The organism is Reinekea forsetii (genome assembly GCF_002795845.1).
GTDB classification, from domain to species: domain Bacteria; phylum Pseudomonadota; class Gammaproteobacteria; order Pseudomonadales; family Natronospirillaceae; genus Reinekea; species Reinekea forsetii.
In genome coordinates this window covers 3,380,685-3,406,542 of record NZ_CP011797.1, presented here as the reverse complement: position 1 = coordinate 3,406,542, position 25,858 = coordinate 3,380,685, and the positions used below count along the sequence as shown (strand labels likewise).

25 protein-coding genes are annotated in these 25,858 nt (G+C 54.2%); 12 read left to right on the top strand and 13 right to left on the bottom strand.

The genetic code is table 11. From position 1 onward, the window contains the following. Nucleotides 1-39 precede the first annotated feature (39 nt). Nucleotides 40-1,986 carry an acetoacetate--CoA ligase gene (locus REIFOR_RS15565; protein ID WP_100258437.1) on the bottom strand — a complete coding sequence of 649 codons (1,947 nt, stop codon included), beginning with the start codon at nucleotides 1,984-1,986 and terminating at the stop codon, nucleotides 40-42. Between the two features lie 142 nt (nucleotides 1,987-2,128). After that, nucleotides 2,129-3,331: an ATP-binding protein gene (locus REIFOR_RS15560; RefSeq protein ID WP_100258436.1), complete on the bottom strand. Its 1,203-nt coding sequence runs from the start codon at nucleotides 3,329-3,331 to the stop codon at nucleotides 2,129-2,131. A gap of 140 nt (nucleotides 3,332-3,471) precedes the next feature. Here REIFOR_RS15560 and REIFOR_RS15555 point away from each other — a divergent pair, with 140 nt between their 5' ends. Further along, complete coding sequence (locus REIFOR_RS15555; protein WP_100258435.1) at nucleotides 3,472-3,915, top strand: chemotaxis protein CheW; 444 nt, start codon at nucleotides 3,472-3,474, stop codon at nucleotides 3,913-3,915. Here the strand turns inward: REIFOR_RS15555 and REIFOR_RS15550 are convergent. Continuing rightward, a complete protein-coding gene (locus REIFOR_RS15550) occupies nucleotides 3,912-4,808 on the bottom strand; it encodes an SDR family NAD(P)-dependent oxidoreductase (protein ID WP_100258434.1) in 897 nt (298 codons plus the stop codon). The two genes, REIFOR_RS15555 and REIFOR_RS15550, sit on opposite strands and share 4 nt — an antisense overlap. Before the next feature lie 165 nt (nucleotides 4,809-4,973). Here REIFOR_RS15550 and REIFOR_RS15545 point away from each other — a divergent pair, with 165 nt between their 5' ends. The 4 genes from REIFOR_RS15545 (at nucleotide 4,974) to REIFOR_RS16885 (ending at nucleotide 8,584) form a co-directional block, all read left to right on the top strand. Then, complete coding sequence (locus REIFOR_RS15545) at nucleotides 4,974-6,458, top strand: ATP-binding protein (RefSeq protein ID WP_100258433.1); 1,485 nt, start codon at nucleotides 4,974-4,976, stop codon at nucleotides 6,456-6,458. Further along, nucleotides 6,455-7,144: a response regulator gene (locus REIFOR_RS15540; protein ID WP_100258432.1), complete on the top strand. Its 690-nt coding sequence runs from the start codon at nucleotides 6,455-6,457 to the stop codon at nucleotides 7,142-7,144. Before REIFOR_RS15545 ends, REIFOR_RS15540 begins: the two co-directional genes overlap by 4 nt. Before the next feature lie 145 nt (nucleotides 7,145-7,289). Next, entirely contained in the window at nucleotides 7,290-7,787 is a 498-nt protein-coding gene (locus REIFOR_RS15535; protein ID WP_100258431.1) for a Spy/CpxP family protein refolding chaperone, read from the top strand. 182 nt (nucleotides 7,788-7,969) lie between these two features. Next, the gene (locus tag REIFOR_RS16885) at nucleotides 7,970-8,584 is read left to right on the top strand and encodes a hypothetical protein (RefSeq protein ID WP_158524412.1); all 615 of its coding nucleotides are present in this window, start codon (nucleotides 7,970-7,972) and stop codon (nucleotides 8,582-8,584) included. A gap of 137 nt (nucleotides 8,585-8,721) precedes the next feature. Here the strand turns inward: REIFOR_RS16885 and REIFOR_RS15525 are convergent, their stop codons facing one another. Next, entirely contained in the window at nucleotides 8,722-9,213 is a 492-nt protein-coding gene (locus tag REIFOR_RS15525) for a YajQ family cyclic di-GMP-binding protein (RefSeq protein WP_100258429.1), read from the bottom strand. 107 nt (nucleotides 9,214-9,320) lie between these two features. Here REIFOR_RS15525 and REIFOR_RS15520 point away from each other — a divergent pair, with 107 nt between their 5' ends. The 3 genes from REIFOR_RS15520 (at nucleotide 9,321) to REIFOR_RS15510 (ending at nucleotide 11,187) form a co-directional block, all read left to right on the top strand. Next, nucleotides 9,321-9,614 carry a hypothetical protein gene (locus REIFOR_RS15520; RefSeq protein WP_100258428.1) on the top strand — a complete coding sequence of 98 codons (294 nt, stop codon included), beginning with the start codon at nucleotides 9,321-9,323 and terminating at the stop codon, nucleotides 9,612-9,614. Between the two features lie 76 nt (nucleotides 9,615-9,690). After that, nucleotides 9,691-10,542: a 3-hydroxyacyl-CoA dehydrogenase family protein gene (locus REIFOR_RS15515; RefSeq protein ID WP_100258427.1), complete on the top strand. Its 852-nt coding sequence runs from the start codon at nucleotides 9,691-9,693 to the stop codon at nucleotides 10,540-10,542. A gap of 141 nt (nucleotides 10,543-10,683) precedes the next feature. Continuing rightward, on the top strand, nucleotides 10,684-11,187 hold the full coding sequence (locus REIFOR_RS15510; protein WP_100258426.1) for a YgjP-like metallopeptidase domain-containing protein: 504 nt from the start codon (nucleotides 10,684-10,686) through the stop codon (nucleotides 11,185-11,187). Between the two features lie 12 nt (nucleotides 11,188-11,199). Here the strand turns inward: REIFOR_RS15510 and REIFOR_RS15505 are convergent, their stop codons facing one another. Next, nucleotides 11,200-11,472 carry a TMEM165/GDT1 family protein gene (locus tag REIFOR_RS15505; protein WP_100258425.1) on the bottom strand — a complete coding sequence of 91 codons (273 nt, stop codon included), beginning with the start codon at nucleotides 11,470-11,472 and terminating at the stop codon, nucleotides 11,200-11,202. Nucleotides 11,473-11,930: 458 nt separating this feature from the next. Between REIFOR_RS15505 and maoP the strand changes: the two genes are divergently transcribed. Further along, nucleotides 11,931-12,284 carry a MaoP family protein gene (gene maoP / locus REIFOR_RS15500; RefSeq protein ID WP_100258424.1) on the top strand — a complete coding sequence of 118 codons (354 nt, stop codon included), beginning with the start codon at nucleotides 11,931-11,933 and terminating at the stop codon, nucleotides 12,282-12,284. Between the two features lie 59 nt (nucleotides 12,285-12,343). On the opposite strand, the gene REIFOR_RS15495 is transcribed toward maoP, so the two are convergent. From REIFOR_RS15495 to rimK, 3 genes are all read right to left on the bottom strand, one after another. Beyond that, the gene (locus REIFOR_RS15495; protein ID WP_100258423.1) at nucleotides 12,344-12,814 is read right to left on the bottom strand and encodes an ATP-dependent zinc protease family protein; all 471 of its coding nucleotides are present in this window, start codon (nucleotides 12,812-12,814) and stop codon (nucleotides 12,344-12,346) included. A gap of 197 nt (nucleotides 12,815-13,011) precedes the next feature. Then, the gene (locus REIFOR_RS15490) at nucleotides 13,012-14,049 is read right to left on the bottom strand and encodes a succinylglutamate desuccinylase/aspartoacylase family protein (RefSeq protein WP_100258422.1); all 1,038 of its coding nucleotides are present in this window, start codon (nucleotides 14,047-14,049) and stop codon (nucleotides 13,012-13,014) included. A gap of 48 nt (nucleotides 14,050-14,097) precedes the next feature. After that, nucleotides 14,098-15,003, bottom strand: a complete 906-nt coding sequence (rimK, locus tag REIFOR_RS15485) for a 30S ribosomal protein S6--L-glutamate ligase (RefSeq protein WP_100258421.1) — start codon at nucleotides 15,001-15,003, stop codon at nucleotides 14,098-14,100. Between the two features lie 305 nt (nucleotides 15,004-15,308). Here rimK and REIFOR_RS15480 point away from each other — a divergent pair, with 305 nt between their 5' ends. After that, nucleotides 15,309-16,175, top strand: a complete 867-nt coding sequence (locus REIFOR_RS15480) for a LysR family transcriptional regulator (protein WP_100258420.1) — start codon at nucleotides 15,309-15,311, stop codon at nucleotides 16,173-16,175. 6 nt (nucleotides 16,176-16,181) lie between these two features. Further along, nucleotides 16,182-17,456 (top strand): mechanosensitive ion channel family protein, encoded by a 1,275-nt coding sequence (locus REIFOR_RS15475; protein WP_227003708.1) that lies wholly within the window; start codon nucleotides 16,182-16,184, stop codon nucleotides 17,454-17,456. A 79-nt stretch (nucleotides 17,457-17,535) separates the two neighbouring features. Here REIFOR_RS15475 and pfkB read toward each other — a convergent pair whose 3' ends face one another. The 5 genes from pfkB to REIFOR_RS15450 form a co-directional block, all read right to left on the bottom strand. Continuing rightward, nucleotides 17,536-18,453, bottom strand: coding sequence for a 1-phosphofructokinase (pfkB, locus tag REIFOR_RS15470; RefSeq protein WP_100258419.1), 918 nt, complete (start codon nucleotides 18,451-18,453; stop codon nucleotides 17,536-17,538). Beyond that, nucleotides 18,450-20,189 carry an alcohol dehydrogenase catalytic domain-containing protein gene (locus REIFOR_RS15465; RefSeq protein ID WP_100258418.1) on the bottom strand — a complete coding sequence of 580 codons (1,740 nt, stop codon included), beginning with the start codon at nucleotides 20,187-20,189 and terminating at the stop codon, nucleotides 18,450-18,452. Before REIFOR_RS15465 ends, pfkB begins: the two co-directional genes overlap by 4 nt. Nucleotides 20,190-20,243: 54 nt before the next feature. Further along, on the bottom strand, nucleotides 20,244-22,841 hold the full coding sequence (gene ptsP, locus REIFOR_RS15460) for a phosphoenolpyruvate--protein phosphotransferase (protein ID WP_100258417.1): 2,598 nt from the start codon (nucleotides 22,839-22,841) through the stop codon (nucleotides 20,244-20,246). Nucleotides 22,842-22,958: 117 nt separating this feature from the next. Beyond that, complete coding sequence (locus REIFOR_RS15455) at nucleotides 22,959-24,341, bottom strand: PTS mannitol transporter subunit IIBC (protein ID WP_100258416.1); 1,383 nt, start codon at nucleotides 24,339-24,341, stop codon at nucleotides 22,959-22,961. A gap of 13 nt (nucleotides 24,342-24,354) precedes the next feature. Then, a complete protein-coding gene (locus REIFOR_RS15450) occupies nucleotides 24,355-24,843 on the bottom strand; it encodes a PTS sugar transporter subunit IIA (protein ID WP_100258415.1) in 489 nt (162 codons plus the stop codon). Nucleotides 24,844-25,084: 241 nt separating this feature from the next. Between REIFOR_RS15450 and ulaR the strand changes: the two genes are divergently transcribed. Beyond that, nucleotides 25,085-25,852, top strand: coding sequence for an HTH-type transcriptional regulator UlaR (gene ulaR / locus REIFOR_RS15445; RefSeq protein WP_100258414.1), 768 nt, complete (start codon nucleotides 25,085-25,087; stop codon nucleotides 25,850-25,852). Nucleotides 25,853-25,858: the final 6 nt, after the last annotated feature.

Genomic DNA, 25,858 nt, shown 5'->3' with positions numbered 1-25,858 from the left:
GCCGGCGAAATATCATCTCGCCGACCCCGAGCATGCCTTTTAGCTGCCCTTATTCAAATGCTCGGCCCAAAGGCGATACTGCTCCAAGCACTCGGCATTGGCCAGTGCCGAGAGGTTTTGCGGTGCCTCGCCGCGCAGTATTTGGGTCACCGCCAATTCGACTTTTTTGCCAGACCGGGTATAGGGAATGGCCGCGACCTCGAGGATATGGCTGGGCACGTGGCGCGGCGTGGTGTTGCTGCGAATCGCCTGACGGATGCGCTGACGCAGCCCATCGTCGAGCACAATAGTAGGCGCTAGCTCAACAAAGAGCACCACCTCGACATCGTCTGTCGTGGCGCGGCCAACGACCAACGAGTCGGCTATTTCGGTCAAGCCATCTACCTGGCGGTAGATTTCGGCCGTGCCGATGCGCACCCCACCTGGATTCAGCGTGGTATCACTGCGGCCCAAAATCACCACCTGACCCTGCTCATCGATACTGCAGAAGTCACCCTGTGCCCAAACGCCGGGAAAGCGTTCGAAATAGGCGGCATGATAGCGACGATTTTGATCGTCCTGCCAAAATCCCAATGGCATGCAGGGGGCCGGCGCGGTGCACACCAGCTCTCCGCGTTGATCGATAACCGCCTTGCCCTCATCGTTCCACGACTCAATCGCCATACCCAGGTTGGCCGCCTGGATCTTGCCGCGCCGAACCGGCTGCCAAGGATTGCCGCCGACAAAGCAGGATACTATATCGGTGCCACCGGAAATTGAATGCAGCATCAAGTCTTGCTTGATGGCTTGGTATACCCAGTCAAAGTCTTCTGGTGCCAGCGGCGAACCGGTGGAGAACACGGTGCGCAGGGCACTGAGATCGAGATCGTCGGTGCTCAACTGTTGGCTGCGACAGGCCGCCAAAAATTTGGCGCTGGTACCGAAGTGCGTAAAGCCATGCCGGGCCGCTAACTGCCAAAGAACCGTCGGCCCCGGGTACATCGGATTGCCATCATAGAGTACCAGGGTCGCACCGGTGCTCAAGCCCGAGGCCAACCAATTCCACATCATCCAGCCGGTGGTGGTGAAGTAAAAGAAGACCGAATCGGCGGACAGATCGGCGTGCAGACGAAATTCTTTGATATGTTGCAGCAGGGTACCGCCCGCGCCGTGCACGATGCACTTGGGTTTGCCGGTGGTACCGGAGGAAAAGAGAATGTACAGGGGCTGATTAAAGGGCCAGCGGTGTAACTCAGGTACGGCGCGATCACCCTGCACCAGGCTGGCAAAGTCGACGCTGTTGGCCAGTGCGGGCGCATCGGGTAGCACGGCGACGTTGATCAGGTGTGTCACCGACGGTATCGCGCTGCGCAGCTGTGCGACCACCTCATGGCGCTCATAGGTTTTACCGCCATATTGGTAGCCATTACCGGCCAGCATCACCTTCGGTTCGATTTGGCTAAAGCGATCGCATGCGCCCTCAAAGCCAAAGTCTGGCGAAGCCGATGCCCAGATGGCACCGAGGTAGGCGGTCGCCAACATGCCGATCAAGGCCTCAGGAGTATTGCCGAGATAGGCGACCACCCGATCGCCGGGTTGTAGATTGCAGTCTTGCTTTAGGAAAGCCGCCAGCTGCAGGGTTTGGTCGGTCAGCTCACGGTAACTCAGACGGATCTCAGGTCGAGATTCACTGCAGGCAATCAATGCGCTGTGCTCCGGCTTACCGGCGGCTAACAGATTCTCGGCAAAATTTAAGCGCGCCTCAGGGAACCATTCAACCCCCGGCATCGACTGATCGGTCAGTACGCGGTCGCCCATCTCGCCGCGAACCTGGCCGAAACGCCAGACCTCCGCCCAAAATGCCGCCAGCTCGGTTACGCTGTAGTGATGCAGCTCCTGATAGCTGGCAAAGGACTGCCCACTGCTGTGAGTGAGTTGGCGGGCAAAGGAAGTCAATTGATTGGCTTCAATTTGCTCTGGTGAGGGTTGGAACAGGAGATCTGTCATCACAAACTCGCTAGTCAGGTGTAACGCTGGGCACCGTTAATTGGGTGCATCCATGCACCGCTGCTTCATCGAGGGTAGCGCTGAACGCGGCACAGGAAACTCATCAAATGTGTTGAGTGCTATAGCGTTTCTGGGCCTACTGTCAGGGTACCGGTGCTGTTACGGGTATCGGAATTGGGATGGTAAGGGTACAGCAGAGGCCGCCCAGTTGCGAGGGGCCCAAATCGAGCTGTCCGTTAAACCAGCGCTCAACATAATGCTGTACCACACTGAGTCCGGAGCCCAGGTATTCATAGGGCTTGGAGGTAACGAAGAGTTTGAGAACTTCGACATATTGGTCCTGATCGAGACCCGGCCCAGAATCTTCGACCGTTACGATCAGCACCTTGGTGGTCTGTTTGAGCCTAACCAGGGTCCGTCCAGCGCTACAGGCCTCCAAGCCGTGAATCAGAGCATTGGTTACCAGTTCCTTAACCAGTTGGGTGAACAGGATCAAGGGTAGGCCAATAATCGCCTGGGCATCATCCGCCGTAACCTCTAGCTGATGTGAACTAGTGCCAAACAGGTCGGTAAATTGTCGCTGCCAGTATGCCTGGACCACCGATGCCGGCAGGTTTTGGCAGTCGCTATCGGTCGCGTCGTGCACCCTTTCCTCAAAATGGCGGTAAATGCGCGCCAATTGATCGGCGGACTTGCGTGCCGAGCTCAGTAGCGCTTGATTCTCGCCACTGAATTGATCGGTCGATAGCAGAGCCATAAAATTAATCAGGTTGCCTATCGAGCGAGCACTCATTGGCACCAGGCCGGCCAATTGCTCGGCCAATAAGACCATTTTACGGTTACTGACCATCTGCCCCTCGATCAGGGTGTCCTCCGTTTGATTGCGTCTGACAAGTTGTCCGAGGACGTTGGCATAGGTACGAGCCATTGCACACTGGTCGGCGGCGATCGGCAATTGGCTGACTAAATTGTCGACATAGATCCAACCCAAAAGACTATCACCGGAAAAAATTGCCGCTTGCAGCTGCCAGCCTGTGGCGACAGCTGCACCCAGATCTTGCAGCATGACGTTGTCACAATAACGGATCCGTTCTGCCTCGGGATGGACAATTTGATCGGCGCTAACGGGGGCGTAAAAGCCCCGTTCATTGCGCACTTGGCCCTGTGCATCGGTGCCCCAAGTGCCTACCTGTTGGTGCCGGGTCGAGTCATACAAGAGGATGCCTGCGCGGTCAAAACCCAATGGGTCTTGCAGGGCCATAACCGCACGCCGGAGCAGATCATCGAGGTTTTCGGCGCAGGCTAATTTCTCAAAAGCCGTATTTAAATGCTCTAAGCTGGACATAGTATTTTCACGCGGCTAGCCGACTAAAGGATTCATTCAAAGCTTAGCAGTCTTTTAGGATTTTCACCCTGAGGGCCATTTGCGTGCAGGCTGGTTGCACACTAACCTGAAGAGTAATAGCCGCGGTGAGGAGACGCCCAATGGACACCACGCAGATGTGGGTCGTGGTTCAATTAAATGCGCAACCGGTGGCATTTCCGGCAACATTGATTAAAGAAGTTGTGCCCTGGCAACCCCTAAATCCGGTGCCGAGTAAAGCCTTGGGTGTGATGGGACTGATCAATCTGCGCGGAGAGACGCTGGCGGTAATGGATGTGCTGACGATGAGTGGACTTGGTTGTATTGCGCAACCAAGCTTTATGCTGGTCCTGGACTTCCCCGACAGCCGAGTCGGGCTGGCGGTGGATCGGATTGAAGGGGTGCAGTATTTTACCGAGGAGCAGATCGATATCGACATGGCCGGTGGCTATATTCAAGGAACCACAAGCCGCGACGACAGGCTCTACCAGCTAATCAGTCCATCTGCCCTAGAGCAACTGATGGCCCGGTTTACCGACGTCAGCGCTATTATCGAGTCGAGCTAGTAGCGCGCCTTGACGGCCTCAAGCATGGCCAATAGGGCGAAGCGATCGGCGTCACTTTCTTTGGTCCAAAAAAAGACTCGCGTTCCGCGCGGTTGTCGGTCAAACCAAAACAGGCCAGATTTCAATTGTTGACCCTGTTCGAGGCACCAAAGAATGGTGTCGGCACCCTGTTCTGCCGTGCGTAAGCGTTTGCCCATGCGATTGGTGAAACCTGGCAAGGCTTCGGCCAATGCATCCGTGCCGACCCAACCAGGATGGGAGCACGAAAACACCAGATTTTTACAACGCTGTGCCAGGAGTCCGTTCAAAACTACTTGGGCTCGTTTGGCGTTGGCGTAACTGTTGACCTTGTCGTAGGTCCTGCTTTGCCAACCCAGGTCGTCCAATTGCAGTTTATGTAGGTACATCCCGCCACTGGCGACCCAATGAACCGGTGCGCCTGGCTGCAAACGATCCTCCTCGATCAGGCGGTTCAAGAGTAGGTAATGGCCGACCACCTGCGCCCCAAAGATCGTATCGAATTGACCATCCACCAGAGTCGGCGTACTGGGCATTCCGCCTGCGTTTAAGACCAGACCATCGTAGTGGCCTAGCGGCAGGGTTTGGATAGCCTTAAAATCACTCAAATCCAACGGCTGGAAGCTGACCTGCGTTTGGCCTGCGAAGTTTTGCTCGAAATCCTGTCGTGTCCGGGCGGTTACCGTGACCTCTGCGCCCATGGCCAGCAGGGCCTTGGTAACTGCGCCGCCAATGCCCCGGCTGCCGCCGGTCACTAGGAAATGTTTACCGGCAAACTTGGCCGCATTCAATTCCGAAAAATGGCGAGCGTGCCGGTGGTAGCCAGTTTGGTCAAAGGAATAAGCGATACTGAGATCGAGCAATTTATCGAACATAGTCTGAATCTCTGGGCTGGGGTATATGCGGAATATTTAAGTGCTATATACGATAATACCCGAGCATTGGGTCAATGCGTGTCTGCAAAAAAGGTCATTCAGGATGCACTTTCTTTGCACATTTGGCTGTTACTCTTAGGCAACTCGATAGGTGTATGAGGTTTTATGTTTGTGTCGATTCGTACCAAGCTTTTTATTCTACTGGTCTTGGCCAATGCCGTGATGGTGGCCGCTCTGTTAACGCTCAATGCGGTGACCTTCAGTCACAGTTTTTCATCCTATGTGGCGCAGCAGGAGTCGAGAAAGCTGGCGGTGCTGATCGATACAATCGCCACCCGCTATGACGTACAGGGCAATTGGGATTGGTTACGAGAGGATTCGGCAAGCTGGATGTCTGTCTTGCGTCAGTCCTTTTCGTCAGCCGAACTCAAGCGCATGGGTCGCTCCAATAACCGACTGCGCCTGAATACAGAACCTCCAGGGAGCAATTCAGAGCCGGAAAACGGCAACGGACATTCGAATCCACCTCCCCACAGTGACTACCTGGGCCGGCTGCGTATTCAGGATGCACAGAATCGACCGATATTGGGGCGTGGCAATGGAACGGAAAACACCCTCTGGCTCGATATTGAATCACCGCTGACCGGGCAATTGGTCGGCCGTCTGGGGTTTCAGCCAACCGCCCGAGTAGACGCCCAATTTGATCGGTTATTTAGGTCCCGTTTAAAGGGACAGGTCGTGGTCATTGGCCTACTCGCCATCACCTTTGCAGCCTTGTTCGCCTTACCCTTTTCCGGCTGGCTGGTGAAGCCGATTCGACGCCTAAACCGGGCTTTGCGGCAGATGGCCGATGGCGATTTGACGGTCTCAGTCGATGCCGATCGGCATGATGAGCTCGGGCAATTGGCCGGGCAATTCAATCGGCTGGCGGTGGTGCTCGAACAAAATCATCAGGACCGGCAACAGTGGGTCAGTGATATCGCCCACGAGTTGCGCACGCCGGTGGCGGTCCTGATGGCGGATATCGAAGCGGCTCAGGATGGCGTGCGTCAGATAGATGCCGCCTGGTTGACCACTTTGCACGGACATTCGGAGCGATTGAATCGACTCATTAATGATTTACATCAGCTCTCTCAGTCGGATTCCGGTACGCTCAATTACCGCTTCGAGGTAATCGATCTGGCCGAGTTAATGGTTGAAACCATCAGCCAATATCAAACCAACTTTGAGCAGGCGCACATTGAACTGGACTGGCAAGTGCCCGACCAACCCATCTGGGTGCACGGCGATGATAAGCGTCTGGTGCAGCTATTAACCAATCTGCTGCAGAACACGCTGCGTTATACCGACGGGACCCCAGACCAACCCGGTCAGCTGCGCGTCCGACTGGTGAGCGTCGCTGGCCAGAGTGAGCTGAGCTGGGAAGATTCCAGTCCAGGCGTTGGCCCGGAAGATCTCAGCAAGCTGTTCGATCGACTCTATCGCGTAGATGCCTCGCGCAGTCGGGCCAGTGGGGGGTCCGGCCTGGGTCTGGCCATCGTTAAAAATATTATCGAGGCACACGCTGCCAGTATCGAGGCGACATCGGGCCGTTTAGGCGGTTTACGTCTGGTTATCCGGTTTCCCGCGGTGCCGGAGCACGGCAGATGAGTCATATATTAATTGTTGAAGATGAACGTCATTTAGCCGAATTGGAACGGGATTATTTGCTCCGAGACGGCTTCGAGGTGACGGTTCTAAACCGAGGCGATGAGATGGCCACTTGGTTGGCGGACAATGTGGCCGACCTGGTTATCCTCGACTTGATGTTGCCTGGGCGCGATGGCTTGGATCTGTGTCGGGATCTGCGCCGGCAAGGTGATGTGCCGATAATTATCACCACGGCCAAGGTCGAAGAAATCGATCGGCTGGTCGGCCTGGAGTTGGGCGCGGATGACTACCTCTGCAAGCCGTTTAGTTTGCGTGAGCTGGTGGCCCGAGTAAAGACCGTGATGCGCCGGTCGCAGCAGCATCAGGCGCTCAGCGAGAAGGCATCACCTCGCCTCCATATTCCCGATCAGGGCAGTCAGGTTTGTTTGGGAGCGAACTGTATCGAATTAACGGTGGTCGAACTAAAGTTACTGCAACTGCTGATGAGCCATCCGCAGCAGATCTTCTCGCGCGATAAGATTATCGATCGAATCTATACCGATCGGCGTGTGGTGTCGGACCGAACCATCGACAGCCATATTAAAAAATTGCGCAAGAAACTCTTAGGCCTAAACGCCGAACACGACTATATCTACTCCGTCTATGGCGCCGGCTATCGCTTTCAAACCGAGCTCGACCGGCCCTAATCGAACTGGCCGCGCAACTTTTCAGTAGCCATAGGTCAAGGTTATGTCATTGCACATTTCTGCCATTTTTTATGCACCTTGTGGCGCGAAGATGGATCTCAACCAAGGCAATGGGCTTGGTCATTTTCCTCTAGGAGTCATAACCATGATGCACTTTAAGCAATATATCCGCACCATCCTAATAACCGTCACGCTAGCCACCGTCGCGGTCGCCACCTTTGCCATGGGTAACCGGGCTGTCGATCCGGCGCAGCGGATGAGCTATATCTTTAGCCAATTGAACCTAACCGAAAGCCAGCAAGCCGAGGTATTGGACCTACTTATCGCGTTTTCGGCTGATCAGCGCAGTCAGATGCAGACGCACAGGGAGGCTATGCGAGCGGCCGACCCCCGACCCACCCGCGCTGAACTGTTAGCGCTCCGAGATAGCCGCCGCAGCGCCCAGACTCAGGTGTTGACCGACCGTCTGAACACCCTATTGGCACCAGAGATAACAGCGGAACTGGTAACCTATCTCGACGCGCACCGTGGTGGGATGATGAGCGGTGGTCGGCGCGACGTAACGGGCTCTATCGGCGGTCGTGGCCACGGTAAACATCGAGGATATAATCAGAGCAGCAACCAGGAACGCATTGAGGGCTAATGTATCTCGGATTATGCGGTTCTCCTCAATGACTGTCTTTAGGTGTCTCTTATTCTTCAATTAAATACAGTTATACTTTTTGCATTGGTAATACTAAAATCGGTCGCAGATAGCAGATAGCAGATAGCAGATAGCAGATAGCAGATAGCAGATAGATTAACCCCTGAAATTAGGAATAAACCATGATCCAATTTAGTAAAAAGCTGCTCGGCGCGATGATCGCCGTTAGTCTGGGTGCTGTTTCCGTCAATACCTTTGCCGCAGAACTAACCCTGGACAACATATCCGAGGCTTTGGAATCCGCCGCACAGGACATTGAAGCGGCAATCAGTGATGTTTTGACCGCGGATTCGGTTGCTGAATCCAATGCAGTTGAGGCCACTTCAAAGCCTGAAGGTACTGCCCCTGGCGAGCAGTGTATAGAAGGCATCGAAGGCGAAGAGTGCACCGAGAATGGTGCCGGCGGGCCAGGCGAGGAAGGCCGCCCACTTCAGGAAGGTGAAGAAGGTAAACCCGGTGAGGAAGGTCGTCCACCTCAGGAAGGTGACCAGGCTGCTGAAGGTGACCAGGCTGCAAAGGGTGACCAGGCTGCCGAAGGTAACCAGGCTGCAAAGGGTGACCAGGCTGCAAAGGGTGACCAGGCTGCAAAAGGTGACCAGGCTGCAAAAGGTAACCAGGCTGCAAAAGGTAACCAGGCTGCAAAAGGTGACCAGGCTGCAAAAGGTAACCAGGCTGCAAAAGGTAACCAGGCTGCAAAAGGAAGCTCAACCAAAAAAGACAAGCCAAAGGGTAAGTAGATTGGCTAGACCCAACCCTCAATCAACCACCGTCTTCGGTGGTTTTTTTTTGGCTGAGACCCCTAGGGTTTTGACCCTAACCAGGATGCGAGGCAAGGTGGTCCTGTATATCTTTCCGCCGAGTGCAGTTGTGTCTCTCAGTCGCGCCTATTGGTATATTGCAGATCCTGCTCAATTTTCTTCTCATCACGAAGCAGTGCCATAACCCCTTGCAGGTCATCGCGTTTTTTGCCCTCGACACGCACCTTCTCGCCTTGGATATTTGCCTTAACCTTGAGGTCAGCTTCCTTGATCAATTTTACAATCAACTTGGCAGTAGCCTGCTCCAAACCCTGCTTGAATTTCATATTCAAGGAAAAGCTTTTACCGCTGTGAACCGGCGTTTCATCAACCTCAGCATAGGCTGAATTGATGCCGCGTTTGTTGCAGTTTTTGGCGGCTATTTCTTCCAGTTGGCGTACTTGAAAGTCGGAATCACACTTTAATACGATGGTTTCATCGCCACTGAGTTCAATGCTGGCGGTGATGCCACGAAAGTCAAAGCGGGTCGCGAGTTCGCGGTTGGCGTTATCGATGGCGTTCTGTAATTCGGTCTTATCAATTTCGGAAACAATATCAAATGATGGCATGGAGATGCTCCTGAGTGAAGGGGATCGATTATAGCAAGAAATCATCGATTAAGGGCAAGCATCGCGGCTGCGGCAGCCCGTTGCTATTGGTATCAGGCCCATTAGCGATGGAAACGTTTGAAACCCAGCCTCATCACGCTCAGCAGAAACAGAAACTTAAGGGTCAGAATCAAGCGATCACCGGCATTGCCATCGAAGCGATCGAGCAATGGCTGTTCCGGCAAATACAGCACGGCGTTGAGCTCGCCGCATTTCACTCGGGTCGTAATCGGGTCCGGTATCTGTTATGGATCGCTTGGTTTTCGTTCAGGTCGATCGCGATCAAGCGGATCCGGCTCGGGTTGATTCCGATCAGCTCAATGGAAGTCAGACTAGGCAATACTGCTTGGGTCGTTTACTGACATGGGCCCGGTATTATTGCAACCAAGGTCTGACTGCAGCCCACTCCGGAATCAGCCGTGCAAGAGGAAACAAGTTATGACGATAAGCAACATAGGTGTCCTAGGCGCCGGCACGATGGGCAGCGGCATTGCCCAGGTCTTTGCCCGGCAAGGCTTCCAGGTTCAGCTGGTGGACAATCAACCAAGTCGTCTGCAGCACGCTGTGTTGGAGATCCAACAGAGTCTCGACAAGGAGGTTGCACAGGGACCTCTCAGTGCAACACAGCGTGACCAGGCCGCGCACAATATCCATACCGCGCCACAAATGGATCGCTTTGTTGACTGCGACCTGGTGATCGAGGCCGTCAGCGAGGAAGAACCGACCAAGATCGCGCTGTTTCAAAGCCTAGATCGAATTTGCCCCGATTCGACCATTTTGGCGTCCAATACCAGCGCCATCTCACTGACCCGAATGGCTGCGGCCACCAACCGGTCGGATCGTTTTATGGGCATGCATTTTATGAACCCGGTTGCCCAGATGGATCTGGTTGAATTAATCCGCGCCTTACAGACCAGTGACGCGACTTATCAGGCGTTACACGAATTGGTACAGCGTATCCAGAAGACACCGGTCACCGTGAAAGACTATCCGGGCTTTGTGTCTAACCGAATTCTGATGCCGATGATCAACGAAGCCGTCTATACCCTCTATGAAGGGGTGGCGAGCAGTACGGACATCGATGCAGTCATGAAGCTGGGCATGAATCATCCGATGGGGCCACTGGAATTGGCTGATTTTATCGGTTTGGATACCTGCCTGGTTATTATGAATGTCTTGCATGATGGCTTTAGGGACAGCAAATATCGGCCTTGCCCGTTGCTGCAGCAGATGGTGGATGCCGGTTATTATGGTAAAAAATCGGGCCGTGGCTTTTATTCTTACTCATAGCCAGAGCCCGCAATATCACCAAGCGGCATAGAGTGAACGGGCGCAATGGCCGCTCAAGGTGGCTAAGGCATCAGCGCGAGGTAACTGCTGTTCGCTTTAGGGTATAGTGGGTAGCCCTTATTTGGAGTTAAAGCAGATCCAATGTCCACGCTCAAGTACCTCTCAGCCTATAGCCCTGACTTGCAGGCACAAGTGCAAAGCCTGATCGATGAGAATCGGCTGGCGCGTTTTTTGCTCGATAAATACCCGACAATACATATGGTGGCCAATGATAAGGCGCTGCGCGATTTTGTGCTCGGCTTGAAGCAGACCTATCTAAAGAAGTCTGATGCCCTCAGCAAGATTGTCTACGATCCCAAGATCCATGTCGTCAATAACGCGCTCGGCACTCACAGCTTTGTGTCGCGGGTGCAGGGCCACAAGCTAAAGAGTAAAAACGAGATTCGCATCAGCACGCTATTTAAAAAGACCCCAGCGGAGTTTTTGCAAATGATTGTCGTGCATGAGCTGGCCCATCTGAAAGAAAAGGACCACAACAAGGCCTTTTACCAGCTCTGCCGGCATATGCTACCGGATTATCACCAGCTGGAGTTTGATCTGCGAGTCTACTTAACCTATGTCGAGCGTTACGGCAACCTCTATTAGCGAGCCGACCGATCAGGCGTTATAGAGGGTATAGGCGCCGATCGCGATAAAACCCATGCCGGCTATATAGTGTAGATATTTCTCATTTATATATTCCGACAATAGGCTGCCGGCGATCACGCCGATGGCAGATGCGACGACCAAAGCCGCCGAGGCCGCGAGAAAGACTGTGGTCTTGCTGACCGCTTTGTCGGCGGCAAACAGCATAGTAGCCAGTTGGGTTTTATCGCCGAGTTCGGCAATAAAAACTGAGACAAAAATCGTTAGAAATATTTTCCAATCCATTTGTTAATCCAATTATTGTAAGGCGCGCGGGTAAGTCGGCATTATCACCGGTTAGGGTGCTGCCGAGCAAGTAATCTCGGCCTGTCCTTGACTCAACGGGGCCAAGCTCATTCGCCGTCCTGAGGTCGATGCAATGATTTATTGTTGCTTACAAGCTCAACCAATAGCGCCGGTCAAGCAATGAATTTCTTTAGGCCGTTTGACTGATTTTCGTTACAAAACCGTTAATAGTCTTCGGCCTCATACCAGTAGTCTTTTTGAAAAGTTAATCGGATAACGGGAATCAGTAATAGTTTTTTAAGCGTTTCCGATAGTTTTATTTCTCAGCGCATGGTTAATAATTTTAACTAAAAAATATTTAATTATTTTTGTGGTCATCACAAAAAAAATAAATTGTACAGAATCGATAACCTTATCGATAATTCGCGCAATCGTTAGCTAAAAAGGAATTCACCTGAATGAACACAATTGCGTCTTTTTATAGCCAAAAAACTTTCTCCGATCGCTTGCACTTCCCCTATGGATTCGCCCGCAGTGGCCAACTTTCGAAAAAGCAGGCCGATCTAATCGAACGGCATGGCGAGGCCTATAAGAATTTGGCCAGTGGTCATCAGCAGCCGGCAACGGCCGAAGAGCAAGAGTTTGTGCGCTGCTGCAATCAATTAAAGGAGGCCGAAACCGAACATGAAAAAGTATGGCTTTTCTATTTGAAATATACCGGCCGTAAACTCAGCTATGTGTCGATGGGCGCTGGTTTTCATATCCCCTCTTTTGAGAATGACTCACCCACAGCTGAGGCGGCGCAAGAATAATAGATTAGGCCTTATAGGCCTAGAGTTAGTGAGGCTAATCAGATGCCGCACGCGCGAGCCTAACGCGCCAGTAAATAGGTTTTAGAGGGGTCGACCAACAGGCGATTGCCCATGCCTTCTCGGCCTAACAACATCAGATAACTCATGTCGGAGCGGTCGGTCAGAGAGATATCAATCTCCCATGTCTGCTGGTTAAGGCTTATGGTCGTGCGAATAACATAGCGTTCGTCGGTGACGCCATTGGATGACTTTATCTTGCGAATATCCCGCAGCGGGGCCTCGCAGTAAATGCAGTCGTCGACCTTGTGGATATTGGGATGAATGGCGAACGTGACCCAGGGTTTACCATCCTTTTTGATTTTTCGAATCTGATCTACATGCAACGCCGAGGTCTTTGCGCCGGTGTCGACACGGACATTTAAGTCACAGATGCCCAGTCCCGGCAGATCACAGTTTTCCAGACTGCCAACCAAGAATTTGCCCTCAATTGCGGGCTCCCAGCCAGTAATAAGTTGTTTCTGGTCACTCATTCCTGTTTCCTCTCCTCTGTGCTGGACAGCTGTTGGGTCTTGCTAACCCCTGTTGGATTAAGTATCACGACGTTAAGAAAGGGTACCACCTGGTGTCCCTTATGCAAAAAATTGATCGTGTTTCAGACTGGCCATAGGCATTGCGTCCAGCACCCTCAAGAGCGACACCTCGCGCACTGCCTGATGGCCACGCATTGCTAATCCCCTGCCAATATAAAGGGATGGTCGGGCATCAGGGCTTCTTGCATAACCTCAATGTTGTCATAAACGTCCTCATCGGACTCCGAAAAAAAGGCAATATGGAATAGCGCATCGCCTTCTTGGGCCAAAGGAATGTTGAGCTTACCGATAATAATGCCAGATCGCACCGCGAGGACTTGGCCAAAGACTTCGCCGAACGGGCCGCCGATCGTTGCCAGGACGTCATTTTTTTGTACCTGGTCGCCGAGATTTTTTAAATGGTTGACGATACCGCTGAAGCCGGTGCGCACCCACGCGCTGTTGTTGGCGACATAGGGCTGCACGATTTTTTTCGGCATCTTACGGGTCAATAGCCCCAAATAGGTTAGGACATTGAGCACGCCGGTTACGCCGGCGCGAATCGAAATCTCATCGAAACGCAAGGCTTGGCCAGCCTCGTAGATTAGGATTTTGGTACCCTGGGCCACAGCCGCTTCGCGCAGCGAGCCATCGCGCAGATTTGAGTTGAGTAGCACCGGTACGCCAAAATTCTGGGCCAGCTTGAGCGTTTCCGGATCTTCGAGAAAGGCGCGTACTTGCGGTAAGTTGGAACGGTGAATCGCACCGGTGTGTAAATCGATGCCATATTGGCAGCGATTAACAATCTCTTCCATCAACATATTGGCCACTCGGCCGGCCAACGAGCCCTTAGCCGAGCCAGGAAAGCTGCGGTTGAGGTCGCGTCGATCGGGCATATAGCGACTTTGATTGAGAACGCCATAGACATTGACCATAGGCACCAGATAGAGCGTGCCGGCACTGACCTTCAGGGTTTTCGACTGAATCAGGCGGCGGACTATCTCGATGCCGTTCAGTTCGTCGCCATGAATGGCCGCGGAGACAAAAACACTCGGCCCAGGGCGTTTGCCGCGGATCACATAGACCGGCATGGTCACTTCGGTGTCGGTATAGAGCCGGGCAACCGGCAGCTCAATACGGTAACTGCGTCCGGGTAAAATTTCTTGATTGCCTATCACCAGAGGTGTCGTGGCCATTGTCGCGCGCTTCTCTTAGGTTAATGTTCAGTCGATTCAGTGGGCCGCTTAACCCTTGCCCTTGGTTTTGGTGCTGATCAGTGCGGCATTGTTTTCAATAAACTCATAGATTAGGCCGGCAACGTCCTTGTTGGTAGACTGTTCGATGCCCTCTAAACCGGGCGAGGAATTCACTTCCATCACCACCGGTCCATTGGCCGACTGCAACAGGTCGACACCACAGACGTTCAGACCCATGACCTTGGCTGCTTTGACGGCTGTGGCGCGCTCTTCTTTGCTGAGCCGGACCAATGTCGCGGTGCCGCCACGGTGCAAGTTGGAGCGAAATTCACCTTCGCCGCCCTGGCGTTTCATCGCCGCGACGACCTTGTTGCCGACCACGAAGCAGCGGATATCGGCACCTCCGGCTTCCTTGATATATTCCTGAACCAGGATGTTGGCTTTTAAGCCCATAAAGGCTTCGATAATACTCTCGGCGGCCTTGTTGGTGTCGGCTAATACCACGCCAATACCCTGAGTGCCTTCCAATAGTTTGATCACCAGTGGCGCACCACCGACGTTCTTTATCAGATCCTTGACGTTATCGGGTCGGTTCGCGAAACCGGTGCGCGGTAGGCCGACATCGCGCCGGGACAGTAGCTGCAGAGACCGCAGCTTGTCGCGCGATCGACTGATCGCGACCGACTCATTGATGCAAAAGGTACCCATCATTTCGAACTGTCGGACGACCGCGGTGCCATAAAAGGTCACCGATGCGCCGATACGCGGAATCACGGCATCATAGTAGGGCAACTCATGGCCCTGATAGCGCACAGCCGGCCGACTTCGGGTGATGTCCATGTAACAGTGCAGGGTATCGATTATGTCAACCTGATGGCCACGCGCTTCGCCGGCTTCCTTGAGACGTCTTGTGGAGTACAGATTCTCATTTCTCGATAAAACAGCAATTTTCATAACGCGTACCTCTTGTTCTAATTAGCCTAAAAATAAGTGCAGGGCCAAAAGGTGAGTATTTTGGGCCGCGCATCATCACTATCTTGGTGATCAAAGTCGACAACTATTTTTGTGATTTCAGACGACGGGTAATTCGTCGAAGATTCTAGCCGGCCGCGACCGCTTAAACGCGTTTTTTGGGGTGAAAATATGGTCATTATCGACCGGCTTTGGGGTATATTTGCAGCCTTTGCTAAGCTTAGTCCAAGTCGGCCTGTGCGGGGCGCCAATGGTGGCGTAAATTTACCAGAATTAGGGTGGGCTGTATGGATACGGAATTACTCAAAACCTTTTTAGCCGTCCAGCAAACCGGACACTTTGGACGGGCCGCTGAAGCGCTCTTTCTGACCCAAGCTGCGGTCAGTGCGCGTATCAAGCTGCTCGAATCGGCGCTGGGCAGTCCGGTGTTTGCCCGCTATCGTAACAACCTCCAGTTGACCGACACCGGCAAACGCCTGATACCCCATGCCCAAACGGTATTGTCGGCCTGGGATGTCACCCTGCGCGAGTTGGTCAGCGCGGCCACCGATCAGGCCGCCCTGAGTATCGCCGCGCCGGTGAGTCTGTGGGAATCCTTTGTTCAGCAGTCCCTGCAGTCCACCCTAGCAGAGAATGACGGACTGCAGGTGCAAGCTGACTCGATGCCTCCTGATCAGCTCAATCGCCGTCTCTTGGATCGAACTCTGGATCTGGCTTTCCAGTTTGAGCCACCCAAGCACAGCGACATCCGCAGCTTTGACTTGCCGCCGGTGAACTTGGTACTGGTTGCTTCAGAGCCGCGCGATCTGGCCGATGAGACCGCGTTGTCTGGCTACATTGAGCTCGACTGGGGCATTCTGCCCGCGCCGCTGCACGCTTTAGGTCGGCCAATCTCGACCCGGCTGCAAACCGGTTTGGTGCCGCTGGCGCTGGACCTATTATTGCGTCACGGCGGCTGTGCCTATTTGCCTGAACAACGGGTGGCCGGCTATCTGGATCGCTTGCTGTATCGGGTTGCGGGCGCGGATGTCTGCGCACGCCCGGTCGTTGCCTGTTACCATCAGCACAGTAAAATCAAACCCCTTGTCTTACGGGTAATTGAACAGGCTCGTGCTGAACTGCAATCCGCTTCTCATCCAGTCCCACCGGAGTAAACCACTATGCTGTTTTTTGACGAGTTGCAGATGTCGCCCTTTATCACCAGTGTGCTGGCCGAGCCAACTGCGGTACAACTGCTCGCAGTCTTGCTGTTGTGGTCGCTGGCCTTCGGCCTGGCCACTGTGGTGCGCACATTTCTGCCGCATATCGATCAACCTAAGCTGGCGCTGCTGAAACAAGTGCAGAGTTTTTTCAGCCATTCCCTGACATTACTGATCTGGTTTGTACTCTTGGTATTTTTAATTTACGGCCTGGAAAGCGAGGGTCGCTCAAGTCATCTGGTCTCGTTGACGCAGAGTCTGATCGGCGCCTTGATCGTGGTGCGCTACGCTCTGGGTTACCTCAAGGCACAGGTCTATGCCAAGGCGCTGATCTACACCGTGGTGCCGCTGATCCTGTTAAACGCCTTTGATGTCCTGACCCCGGCCATCAATGCGCTCGAAGCCTATGCCCTTAACGTGGGTAATATTCACTTCTCAATCTACGATCTGTGTCGAGTGCTGTACTTCGGTGCCATCCTGTTTTGGCTCGGCAAGGAATCGAATCGGCTTGGGAAAAAAACCATCCGCAGTCGGACGGGCCTGGATTCCAGTACCAAGGAAGTTATCGCCAAACTGTTCGAGGTGCTGCTCTATGTGGTGATGTTCTTGGTGCTCTTGAATGTGCTCGGCATCAGCCTGACGACGCTGACGGTCTTGGGCGGGGCCATCGGTGTCGGGATCGGTTTTGGCTTACAGTCCATCGCATCGAACTTTGTCTCCGGACTCATCATCCTTTTGGAGCGGTCCCTGTCCATTGGTGACTATATTGAATTGGCGGACGCGCGCGGCGGCACCATTCGCGATGTCAATCTACGCTCCATTACGCTGGAAACCTTCGATGGCAAAGACATAGTGGTGCCCAATGATGTGTTTTTTTCGACCACCTTTACCAATTGGACGCACAAGAATTTGAAGCAGCGCTATGACATCGATTTTGCCGTAGCCTTCAGTACTGATCTCGATCGACTGTTCCCGCTGGTCAAGGCCACCTTGTGCGCCCATAAGAGCGTCTTGTCGGGGGCGGATTATAGCTTCGAGGAACAGCCTGATATTGAAATATCGGGCTTTGGCGACAACGGCATCAATCTGCACATCGAATTCTGGATGAATGCCATCGATGATGGCGAGAATCGGGTCGGTGCCGATCTGCTCTATGAGATTTGGAAGTTGATGAACCAGAATGGCTTTTCCTTTCCGTTTCCACAACGCGAAGTTCGGATGCTCAGCGATAAATGATCTATGGGGCTAGGCGGCCCCGCTTTCTCGACGCGCTGACACATTCAAAGCAGCGCTCTGGCGAGCGCCGCGCCAAGCCTTAGTTCGAGTTTGCCAAGAGCGCTTCGACATCGGCTAAGGTGCCCAGGGTGGTGCCGGCACAGCTGGCTGTTGCCGCACCGCAGGCGATGCCCAGGGTTAGCGAACCCGATTGACTCTGGCCCTGACTGAGCCCCCAAACCAAACCTGCCACCATAGAGTCGCCGGCTCCGATCGGATTCTGTTCGACGATGCGTGGACTGATGCATTCGACCTGCTCGTCCGGCGTAGCCAGCAAGGCACCGGTTTTGCCCATCGAAAGCACCAGGCTGACCGGGCCCAAGAGCAAGACCGCCTGAGCGAGAGCCGTCAGGCTTGCGGCATCGCTGACCACCAGCCCGGTTAATTGCTCGGCTTCGGCCAGGTTGGGTTTGACCAGGGTCGGCCCAGCCGCACACCCCAAGCGCAGCGCCTCGCCACTGCTATCCAGCACTGTAAAGGCGCCCTGCTGATCCAGGATAGTAATTAGCTGCGCGTAGACATCATCCGGGACTCCGGGCGGCAAGCTGCCCGCCAAAACCCACCAATCCCCCGGCCGAGCGGCTGCGCGCACCATGCCGATCAATTCTGCCAGCTCCTCGTCACTGATCGACGGTCCGGTATCGTTGACCTTGAGATGCTTTGAGCCGCCGGCCTGAACTAGACTGACATTGGTCCGGGTCTCGCCGGCAATGCGAGTGAAACGGGTGTCGATACCCAACTCGCCGAGCATGGCGCTGAGGCGGTCGCCGGTGGGCCCACCGACTAAGCCCATAGCGATGCTCGGCATCTTTAGGTTGGCCAGCATGCGCGAGACATTAAAGCCCTTGCCGCCGCAGTCAACCCGACTGCCTAAGGCACGCGACACCGCATCAAATTCAAAATCCGCCACTATCAGTTCGAAATCGATGGCCGGATTCAGCGTCAGGGTATAGATCATGGCTGGGCCACGAGGCATTGATTGAACAGTGCGGCCTCGGCAGTCGTATTCCATGTGTTGCCGGCACCCAACGCAGCCGCGACGGCGGGCATTTTCTCGGCCAGCTCGTTTAGGCCCATCAGTGGTAGATCGAGCAATTGTGGGAAAATCAATATTTTGCCCGGATAGCGGCTGGCGATCATCGCTTCGATGCCGGCCTTGGCAACATGCATCCCGCCAATGGCGGCGACACAGACGGCGGGCGCGATATTACCCTGCAGGGTATTTTCCATCACCATGGTTTGGTCGTGAATGGTCAGGCCGGAGGTGCCGGTCAGCTGCGCATTGTTGAGGTAAATTTGGCTGAAATCGACCGGCGCCATGGTGCCGTTCGGGACACCGGCAAACAACACCAGCATGCCGTTTTCATTCATAAAGGTCGCCGAGTCGGCCATGATGCCGCCATTGGGCACACAGACGACCACATCTTCGGCGCCCTTATTGTCGGTCAATTCCATCACCAGGTCGTGTAGGCTGCGCTGCGCGGTGGTCGGGTTGTAGGTTACCAAGGTGCGCTGATTCGCCGCGGTCAAGGGGGCAAAGCGGGCCTCGATTTCGGCCAGTCGATCATCGGCTATATCGGTCACGACCACGACCTTAGGGCCGTTTTTCTGTTCGATCGCGCGCTGCACGTGCATCTGACCCATGGGGCCGCCGGCGCCAACAAAGACCGCCGTGCCATCGTTACGCAGATCACAACGGTTGCGATCCTCGCCATAGGAGTCGGCGATATTGCGGCCGGCATTGCCGATGAAGGCAACATAGTCATAGTGCAGGCGACCGACATCGGCTTCGACCAGACCGTCGAGCGGTTCGGTACCGACCATATTCAGGGTGCCGCGGCGTGCCACCAGTTTGGCCACCTCAGAGACCTGCACGGCCGAACGCGGCGCCAGCATCACGATATCGTCGAAGCCACCGTCGCCAAATTCGCTTGCCAGCGCGGCGTAGTCATCGACGGTAAGGCCATCGCGTACTACGACGCGGCGACCGTGATTGGCGGCCAGGGCGGCAACACTGGCGGGTACATCGGTCAGGATCAGGGTCGCAGGGGACTCCAATCCGTGACTGAAGGTATAGTCCTCGGTTGCACCCGGTTGACCGATCAACCACATGGTGCCGCCGGCCTTAGGCAACAGACGGCGCCGCTGTGTATAGGAGGCGAAGACACAACCCCAAGGCTCGAGCAGGGCGGCATCGCCTAAGCCCATCTGGTCAGAGACCCTCAGCAGGCAGGCACCGGCATCGGTTTCGAGAATCTCTTTACCGATCAGGTGATACTGCACCAGGCCACCGGGCAGGGTGTAACCGTAGGCGGTACTTTTGCCGTTCTGATAAATATCCGGTTGCATGGCATAGCGCTCGCCGGGTCGGTATTGGCCCTGCAGATTCGCGCCGACCTGAATTACCGTGACCGTGGCTTCGTGGCCGAGGCGGGTAGGCTCCAACTTTAAATCTCGGTTATAGAGTTTGGGATGGGCACTGCCCTGGTTGATCACCTTTACATCGGAAAAACACAGCCCGACCGCGTCAACGCGCACCAACATTTGGTCGGCATCGGGTTTGGGTACATCAAACATCTCGGCGCGATTGTCGCGGCCGATATTGTCCACGCCGGCACCATAGAGGTTCCAGGTCCAAGTTTGCTCCGGCACGGTGCCGGTCAGTTGTTGATAGTTTTCAAATAGGGTGGTCATGGTCTTACTCCAAAAATTCAATAGGCTTGGTGCTGTGCTCGGCACTTACGTCGGTCACAACAAATCGGTTCGGTCGGCATAGAGTCGACGCACATCGGCGGCGTCGGGCAGGGCAAGCGCCCGCTGGGCTTTATCCTGCAACTTGCTATAGACGACGCTGCGTAAGAGCGTTTTGATCGCCGGGACATTGGCTGGGCTGATCGACAATTCGCTCACCCCTAAGCCGACCAGGAGACAGGCTAAGTCCGGATCGGCGGCCATGTTGCCGCACACCCCAACCCATTTGCCGTGCGCCTGTCCGGCCTGCACCGTCATGGCGATCAGGCGCAGCAGGGCCGGATTATAGCTATCGGCTTCGCTGGCCAATTGCGGATGCATGCGGTCCATCGCCAGGGTGTATTGAGTCAGGTCGTTAGAGCCGATCGATAAAAAGTCGACTTCCCGAGCAAAGTGATCGGCCAATAGAGCCGCCGATGGCACTTCCACCATAATGCCTAGGGGCAGTATCGGAGCGGCTAAGCGGATCTGAATAGCCTCGGCCATGGCGCGCGCCTTGCGCCACTCCGCTAAGGTGGCAATCATCGGAAACATGATATGGATGCCCGGGCTAATGCCCTGGTCGGCCTGCCATTGCGCCACTCGATAAATGGCTTCGAGCTGGTTGTTGAACATCGCCTCATTGCGGAACGAGAGACGAATCCCACGCACCCCAAGGAAAGGATTTTCTTCCGCCGGCATGGTCAGCCAAGAGACCGGTTTGTCGCCACCTATATCAGCGGTGCGCACCACCAGTTGGCGCTCGCCCAAGCAGCTGACAATCTCTGTTAAGGCCGCCACTTGCTCTTCGATCGTCGGTTCCAGCGTGGACGACTCAAACAAAAACTCGGTGCGCAACAGGCCAACACCATCACCGCCGTTGGCAAGCACACCCGGCGTGTCGCTCGGTTGGGCGATATTGCAGACCAGTTCAACGCGATGGCCATCGAGGGTTTCGGTGGGCTGATCTTTTTGACCCAGTTCATAGGCTTGACTCTTCTGCCACTGGGCGATCAGGCTGTCGGCTTGAACTCGGGTCTCGGCATCGGGTGCCAACACCAGCTGAGCACCTTGTGGATCAACGATTGCCCAATCGCCTGGGCGTACCTGGGTCAGGAAATCAGCACCGGCACCGACCAACGCAGGAATGCCCAAGGCGCGTGCGAGAATCGCCATATGGCTGTTGGGCCCACCCAGTTCGGTGCATATTGCCTTGATCGGTAATCCACCCAGTTGAGCGGTTTGCGACGGGCTTAGTTCGCTCGCCAGCAGAATAAAGTCCCGATCGGTCGGATAATCCAGACGATTGGACTGGTGATTCAAGACATTCACCACGGTCCGGGCGACATCGACCATATCGGCGGCGCGCGCCTTGAGGCGTGGGTCGCTCAGGGCCGAGAGTTGATCGGCCTGCGCCATCAAGACCTGTTGCCAAGACCAGGCCGCGGCGTTACCGGCGTTGATCAGAGCAACAGTGGCCGCGATCAGACTCTCGTCACGCAGCAGTTGGCATTGTGCCCGAAAGATTGCGGCTTCATCGACGGCTCCCTGAGTCAGCTCCAGTTGCAGCTGCTCCAGTTGTTGAATCGCAGTGCGCAGTGCGGCGCTCAACAGGGCCCGTTCGGCGTCCGGGTCGTTGGCGGCCTGCACCAGGGTGACCTGTTGGGTTTCGAGCACATAGACCTCGGCCAGCGCAATACCCGGTGACGCGGGCGCGCCATCGGTGACAAAGCGGCCTAACGGGTTGCTCAAGGCCGGCAGCCCGGCCAGGGGATCGTATTCAGCGTTGCTATGATCGCCGGTCTCGCCATCGAGTCCGGCGGCAATGGCGGTTACCAGTTGATCAACCGCCGCCGGGGCATCTGGGCCTTGGGCCGAAATCGTCACACTGTCGCCACACGCTGCGCCGACACTGAGCAATTCGGCCATCGATTTGAGGTTGGCGATGCGCGCACCTTTGCGCAAACGCAGCTCGGTCCCGGCATAAGCGCTGGCCAACTCGGCCAATTCGGCAGCGGGTCGGGCATGTAATCCGGCCGAATCAATCAGGGTCACTGTGCTCTTGTGGCGTAAATCTTCGCCAACGGCACCGTTATCGGTTTCGACTGGGGTGCCATTTAGGCAAGCGACTATCTGCTCGGCGCTGGCGCTGGTGCCCAATTCGGCGGCCAATGCCTCATCGAGGACGACGCCGGTTAGGGTCTGCAGTAAATCGAGATGATCGGTACCGGTTGCGGCAATGCCGACAGCAAGGTTAACGACATCACCCTTGGCGTTCCAGATTACCCCGGCCGGCAACTGCACCACTACTAATCCGGTGCGTACTACCAGGGCCTTGGCCTCGGATGTGCCATGCGGTATGGCCACGCCATTCACGAGAAATGTGCTGACCTTGTCTTCTCGAGCGAGCATTGCCGAGCTGTAATCAGCGGCTACAAAACCACGGCTGAGCATGCGCTCGGCGATGGCCTTGAGTACCTCGGTCTTATTGGTAAAAAATTTCTGAGTTAAAACATCGGCGCTCGACAGCAGGACTCGGTCAGTCGTTGCCATGACGTCGTCTGGCTGGAAGTGGCGCGGTGTCTCGGTATTTTGAGGAGTCTTTGTTAAGGACATGGATATCCCTTTGATCTTAAATTTACAGCAACTTAGTTGCCGTTAGTGGGCCTCAAATAAGGATCATTTGAGGCCCGCATTCTTTATGCCTACGAGTAAAAAGCGTGCACCGATCGGTTAAACGAGTTTTGCGACCAGGTCGTCGTAAAATCCGCCATCCATAAAGTTCTCAATGCTCAGGTGTTGAGCGGACGGTAATTTTGCTTTAGCCCGGGCCGACAATTCTGACTGAGTGATAACAATATCGGCATCGGTCAGATCATTAATGGCGGCATTGCTGACATTGATATCTAGACCGGCCGCTTTTAGCTTACCGCGTAGCACGGTGGCGCCCATGGCAGACGAGCCCATGCCGGCATCACAGGCAACAACAATTCGACGTACCTGGCTGGCGCCGGTTACTGCGTTGCCTAAACCCTTGCTGCTGGCTTTATTGGCATTCACGGTTGCCTGAGCAGCTTCTAGATCATCAGTGCTTGATGCATCGCTGCGGATGATAACAGCAGCGATCAAGAAGGATACAGTCGCGGCGATAGCAATAGAGGCCAAAGTTAAGAGGATACCCATGCCCTTAGTAGACATCAGAATCAGTGCAAAGACAGAACCCGGAGACGGCGGTCCAACTAACGCATTGCCGGTCACCATGTTGAAGGTAACGCCTGCCATACCACCAGCTATCACAGCGATGATCAAGCGTGGCTTCATCAGGATATATGGGAAATAAATCTCATGGATGCCGCCGAAGAAATGGATGATTGAAGCGCCATAAGCTGACTTCTGCGCAACGCCTTTACCGGCCAGCATGTAGGCCAGTAAAATGCCCAAACCAGGACCTGGGTTGGTTTCAATCAGGTAGAATATTGATTTACCCGTAGCGGCGGCCTGTTCGGCACCGAGCGGAGTAAAGACACCGTGGTTGATGGCGTTATTGAGGAACAGAATTTTCGCCGGCTCAACAAGGATAGACACCAATGGCAGCAGGCTATGGCTTACGATCCAGCCGACACCGGCGCCTAAGGCTTCGGTAATAGCCAAGACCACGGGTCCAACCAGCGTATAGGCAATCAGCGCAGTGAGCATGCCGATAATGCCGAGCGAGAAGTTATTAACCAGCATTTCAAAGCCGGCCTTAACCTTGCCTTCAACTGCTTGGTCGAATTTTTTAATGGCCAGGCCGCCGAGTGGGCCGGCAATCATAGCGCCGAGGAACATCGGGATTGATGCGCCGACAATCACACCCATGGTTGTGATCGCACCGGCAACAGCTCCGCGCTCACCACCAACCATCTTGCCGCCGGTATAACCGATCAATAATGGCAGTAGATACGTGATCATCGGCCCAACGAGCGCGGACAGATATTCATTCGGGATCCAACCCGTTGGTATAAAGAGTGCCGTAATAAGGCCCCATGCGATAAAGGCACCAATGTTGGGCATCACCATGCCGCTCAGGAATCGTCCGAAGGACTGGACGCCGATTTTTAAATTGTTTTCAGACATAGGATGTCCCCAATTATATTGTTGTAGTTAGATTGGCTTCGAACGCTTCATTCAAGCTGTCGAGAATCACTTGCTCATCATGAGCATTGGCCCACAGGTCAAGAGTGCCCGTGCGGCCAATCAGTTGGGCGATGGATGAAAAAACGTATGACTGACTCTGTCTCAGTTTCCGTAGATCATCCTGTGCGGGTGCACAAAGTAAGATGACAAAACGTACATCTTCGTCACTTCCATTCCAGGTAAAATCATCATTCTTTACTCGGGCAAAACACAGGACAGGGTAGTCGACGTGTTTGGTTATCGCATGGGGGATGGCGGTGTGTGACCCGGCAAAGGTACTTACCACTTCTTCCCGTTCAATAATGTCCAAATAGAGATGAGCTGGATCTTGTGTTTTCTTCAATAAAAACAGGTGACCACAGATGGCATGAATCACTTCGTTCTTTGAAGAGGCTTCCATATTAAGCAAGATTGTTTCTTTTATTATTAGAGTAGGTTTCATCTTGTTACCTCATGTACCCGCGAAGCAGTATAAATAGTCCGTAAAGCGCGTCAAAACAGTCCTCTAGTATCCACGTCAGCAGGGTGACTTACATCTAATTAAACGATCAATCGCACTTAAACAGTGCAGATATCGTCAAATTGGTGCAAGAATTTCAGAGAAATGGGCTGGAATGTGAATCGGCAATCAACTATAGTCATAAATGATCAATTTTATGCAAAACTCGCCAGGGAGCTTAGTTATGAATTCGCGATCGCGCCAGAAACGCATCTTGGAGCATCTACAGGAACACCCGATCTTAACGGTTGGCGAAATAGTCGAATTGATCGAGTGCTCACCGGCGACCATTCGCCGCGACATAATAGAGTTGGACGAACAGGGTAAGTTAAAGAAAATCCGCAATGGGGCCGAGAAAATCCTCTCGCCGAGCACCTCTGAGTCGCCCGGCTTTAAGGGTTTTTACCCGAATATTTCGGATTATAATAACTTTGATGAATGCGATCGCATCGCCCGGCAGGCCGTGCAGCTGTGCCAGGATCGAGACAATGTCTTTATTGGTGAGGGCAAAACGACTTTTTTAATGGGTAAATACCTGCTCGGCACCAACATCCATGTGTATTCCAACTATCTGCCACTGGTGACCTATCTAATTTCAGAGGGCTATGCGCACCTGGTGGTGCTGGGCGGACAGTATATTAAAAGCCAAAGCCTGCTGGTATCGCCCGAAATACAGGAGTCCTACCAAGGTCGATATCTGTTTGTCAGCGGTGATGGCTTGACCGATGCCGGCTTGACTAAGTCAGCCTTATTAGCCTTTATGGAAGAGAAGAAGATGCACGCCTACGCTGACAAGATTATCGCGTTAGTCGACGCCGATAAGATCGGCGTCTTCGGTGGCATTACGCTATTCAATCTGGACGAGCTGGATATAGTGATTACCGGTAAAACTGGCGATCCAGCCATTATCGAACGGCTAAACCGGAAAAACATTAAGGTCTTTCTGGTCTAGCCCAAG

What these genes read in the sequence shown, in the direction of transcription:
- REIFOR_RS15565 (WP_100258437.1), bottom strand. Translation starts at nt 1,986, where the DNA reads ATGACAGATCTCCTGTTCCAACCCTCACCAGAGCAAATTGAAGCCAAT.
- REIFOR_RS15560 (WP_100258436.1), bottom strand. Translation starts at nt 3,331, where the DNA reads ATGTCCAGCTTAGAGCATTTAAATACGGCTTTTGAGAAATTAGCCTGC.
- REIFOR_RS15555 (WP_100258435.1), top strand. Translation starts at nt 3,472, where the DNA reads ATGGACACCACGCAGATGTGGGTCGTGGTTCAATTAAATGCGCAACCG.
- REIFOR_RS15550 (WP_100258434.1), bottom strand. Translation starts at nt 4,808, where the DNA reads ATGTTCGATAAATTGCTCGATCTCAGTATCGCTTATTCCTTTGACCAA.
- REIFOR_RS15545 (WP_100258433.1), top strand. Translation starts at nt 4,974, where the DNA reads ATGTTTGTGTCGATTCGTACCAAGCTTTTTATTCTACTGGTCTTGGCC.
- REIFOR_RS15540 (WP_100258432.1), top strand. Translation starts at nt 6,455, where the DNA reads ATGAGTCATATATTAATTGTTGAAGATGAACGTCATTTAGCCGAATTG.
- REIFOR_RS15535 (WP_100258431.1), top strand. Translation starts at nt 7,290, where the DNA reads ATGATGCACTTTAAGCAATATATCCGCACCATCCTAATAACCGTCACG.
- REIFOR_RS16885 (WP_158524412.1), top strand. Translation starts at nt 7,970, where the DNA reads ATGATCCAATTTAGTAAAAAGCTGCTCGGCGCGATGATCGCCGTTAGT.
- REIFOR_RS15525 (WP_100258429.1), bottom strand. Translation starts at nt 9,213, where the DNA reads ATGCCATCATTTGATATTGTTTCCGAAATTGATAAGACCGAATTACAG.
- REIFOR_RS15520 (WP_100258428.1), top strand. Translation starts at nt 9,321, where the DNA reads ATGGAAACGTTTGAAACCCAGCCTCATCACGCTCAGCAGAAACAGAAA.
- REIFOR_RS15515 (WP_100258427.1), top strand. Translation starts at nt 9,691, where the DNA reads ATGACGATAAGCAACATAGGTGTCCTAGGCGCCGGCACGATGGGCAGC.
- REIFOR_RS15510 (WP_100258426.1), top strand. Translation starts at nt 10,684, where the DNA reads ATGTCCACGCTCAAGTACCTCTCAGCCTATAGCCCTGACTTGCAGGCA.
- REIFOR_RS15505 (WP_100258425.1), bottom strand. Translation starts at nt 11,472, where the DNA reads ATGGATTGGAAAATATTTCTAACGATTTTTGTCTCAGTTTTTATTGCC.
- maoP (WP_100258424.1), top strand. Translation starts at nt 11,931, where the DNA reads ATGAACACAATTGCGTCTTTTTATAGCCAAAAAACTTTCTCCGATCGC.
- REIFOR_RS15495 (WP_100258423.1), bottom strand. Translation starts at nt 12,814, where the DNA reads ATGAGTGACCAGAAACAACTTATTACTGGCTGGGAGCCCGCAATTGAG.
- REIFOR_RS15490 (WP_100258422.1), bottom strand. Translation starts at nt 14,049, where the DNA reads ATGGCCACGACACCTCTGGTGATAGGCAATCAAGAAATTTTACCCGGA.
- rimK (WP_100258421.1), bottom strand. Translation starts at nt 15,003, where the DNA reads ATGAAAATTGCTGTTTTATCGAGAAATGAGAATCTGTACTCCACAAGA.
- REIFOR_RS15480 (WP_100258420.1), top strand. Translation starts at nt 15,309, where the DNA reads ATGGATACGGAATTACTCAAAACCTTTTTAGCCGTCCAGCAAACCGGA.
- REIFOR_RS15475 (WP_227003708.1), top strand. Translation starts at nt 16,182, where the DNA reads ATGCTGTTTTTTGACGAGTTGCAGATGTCGCCCTTTATCACCAGTGTG.
- pfkB (WP_100258419.1), bottom strand. Translation starts at nt 18,453, where the DNA reads ATGATCTATACCCTGACGCTGAATCCGGCCATCGATTTCGAACTGATA.
- REIFOR_RS15465 (WP_100258418.1), bottom strand. Translation starts at nt 20,189, where the DNA reads ATGACCACCCTATTTGAAAACTATCAACAACTGACCGGCACCGTGCCG.
- ptsP (WP_100258417.1), bottom strand. Translation starts at nt 22,841, where the DNA reads ATGTCCTTAACAAAGACTCCTCAAAATACCGAGACACCGCGCCACTTC.
- REIFOR_RS15455 (WP_100258416.1), bottom strand. Translation starts at nt 24,341, where the DNA reads ATGTCTGAAAACAATTTAAAAATCGGCGTCCAGTCCTTCGGACGATTC.
- REIFOR_RS15450 (WP_100258415.1), bottom strand. Translation starts at nt 24,843, where the DNA reads ATGAAACCTACTCTAATAATAAAAGAAACAATCTTGCTTAATATGGAA.
- ulaR (WP_100258414.1), top strand. Translation starts at nt 25,085, where the DNA reads ATGAATTCGCGATCGCGCCAGAAACGCATCTTGGAGCATCTACAGGAA.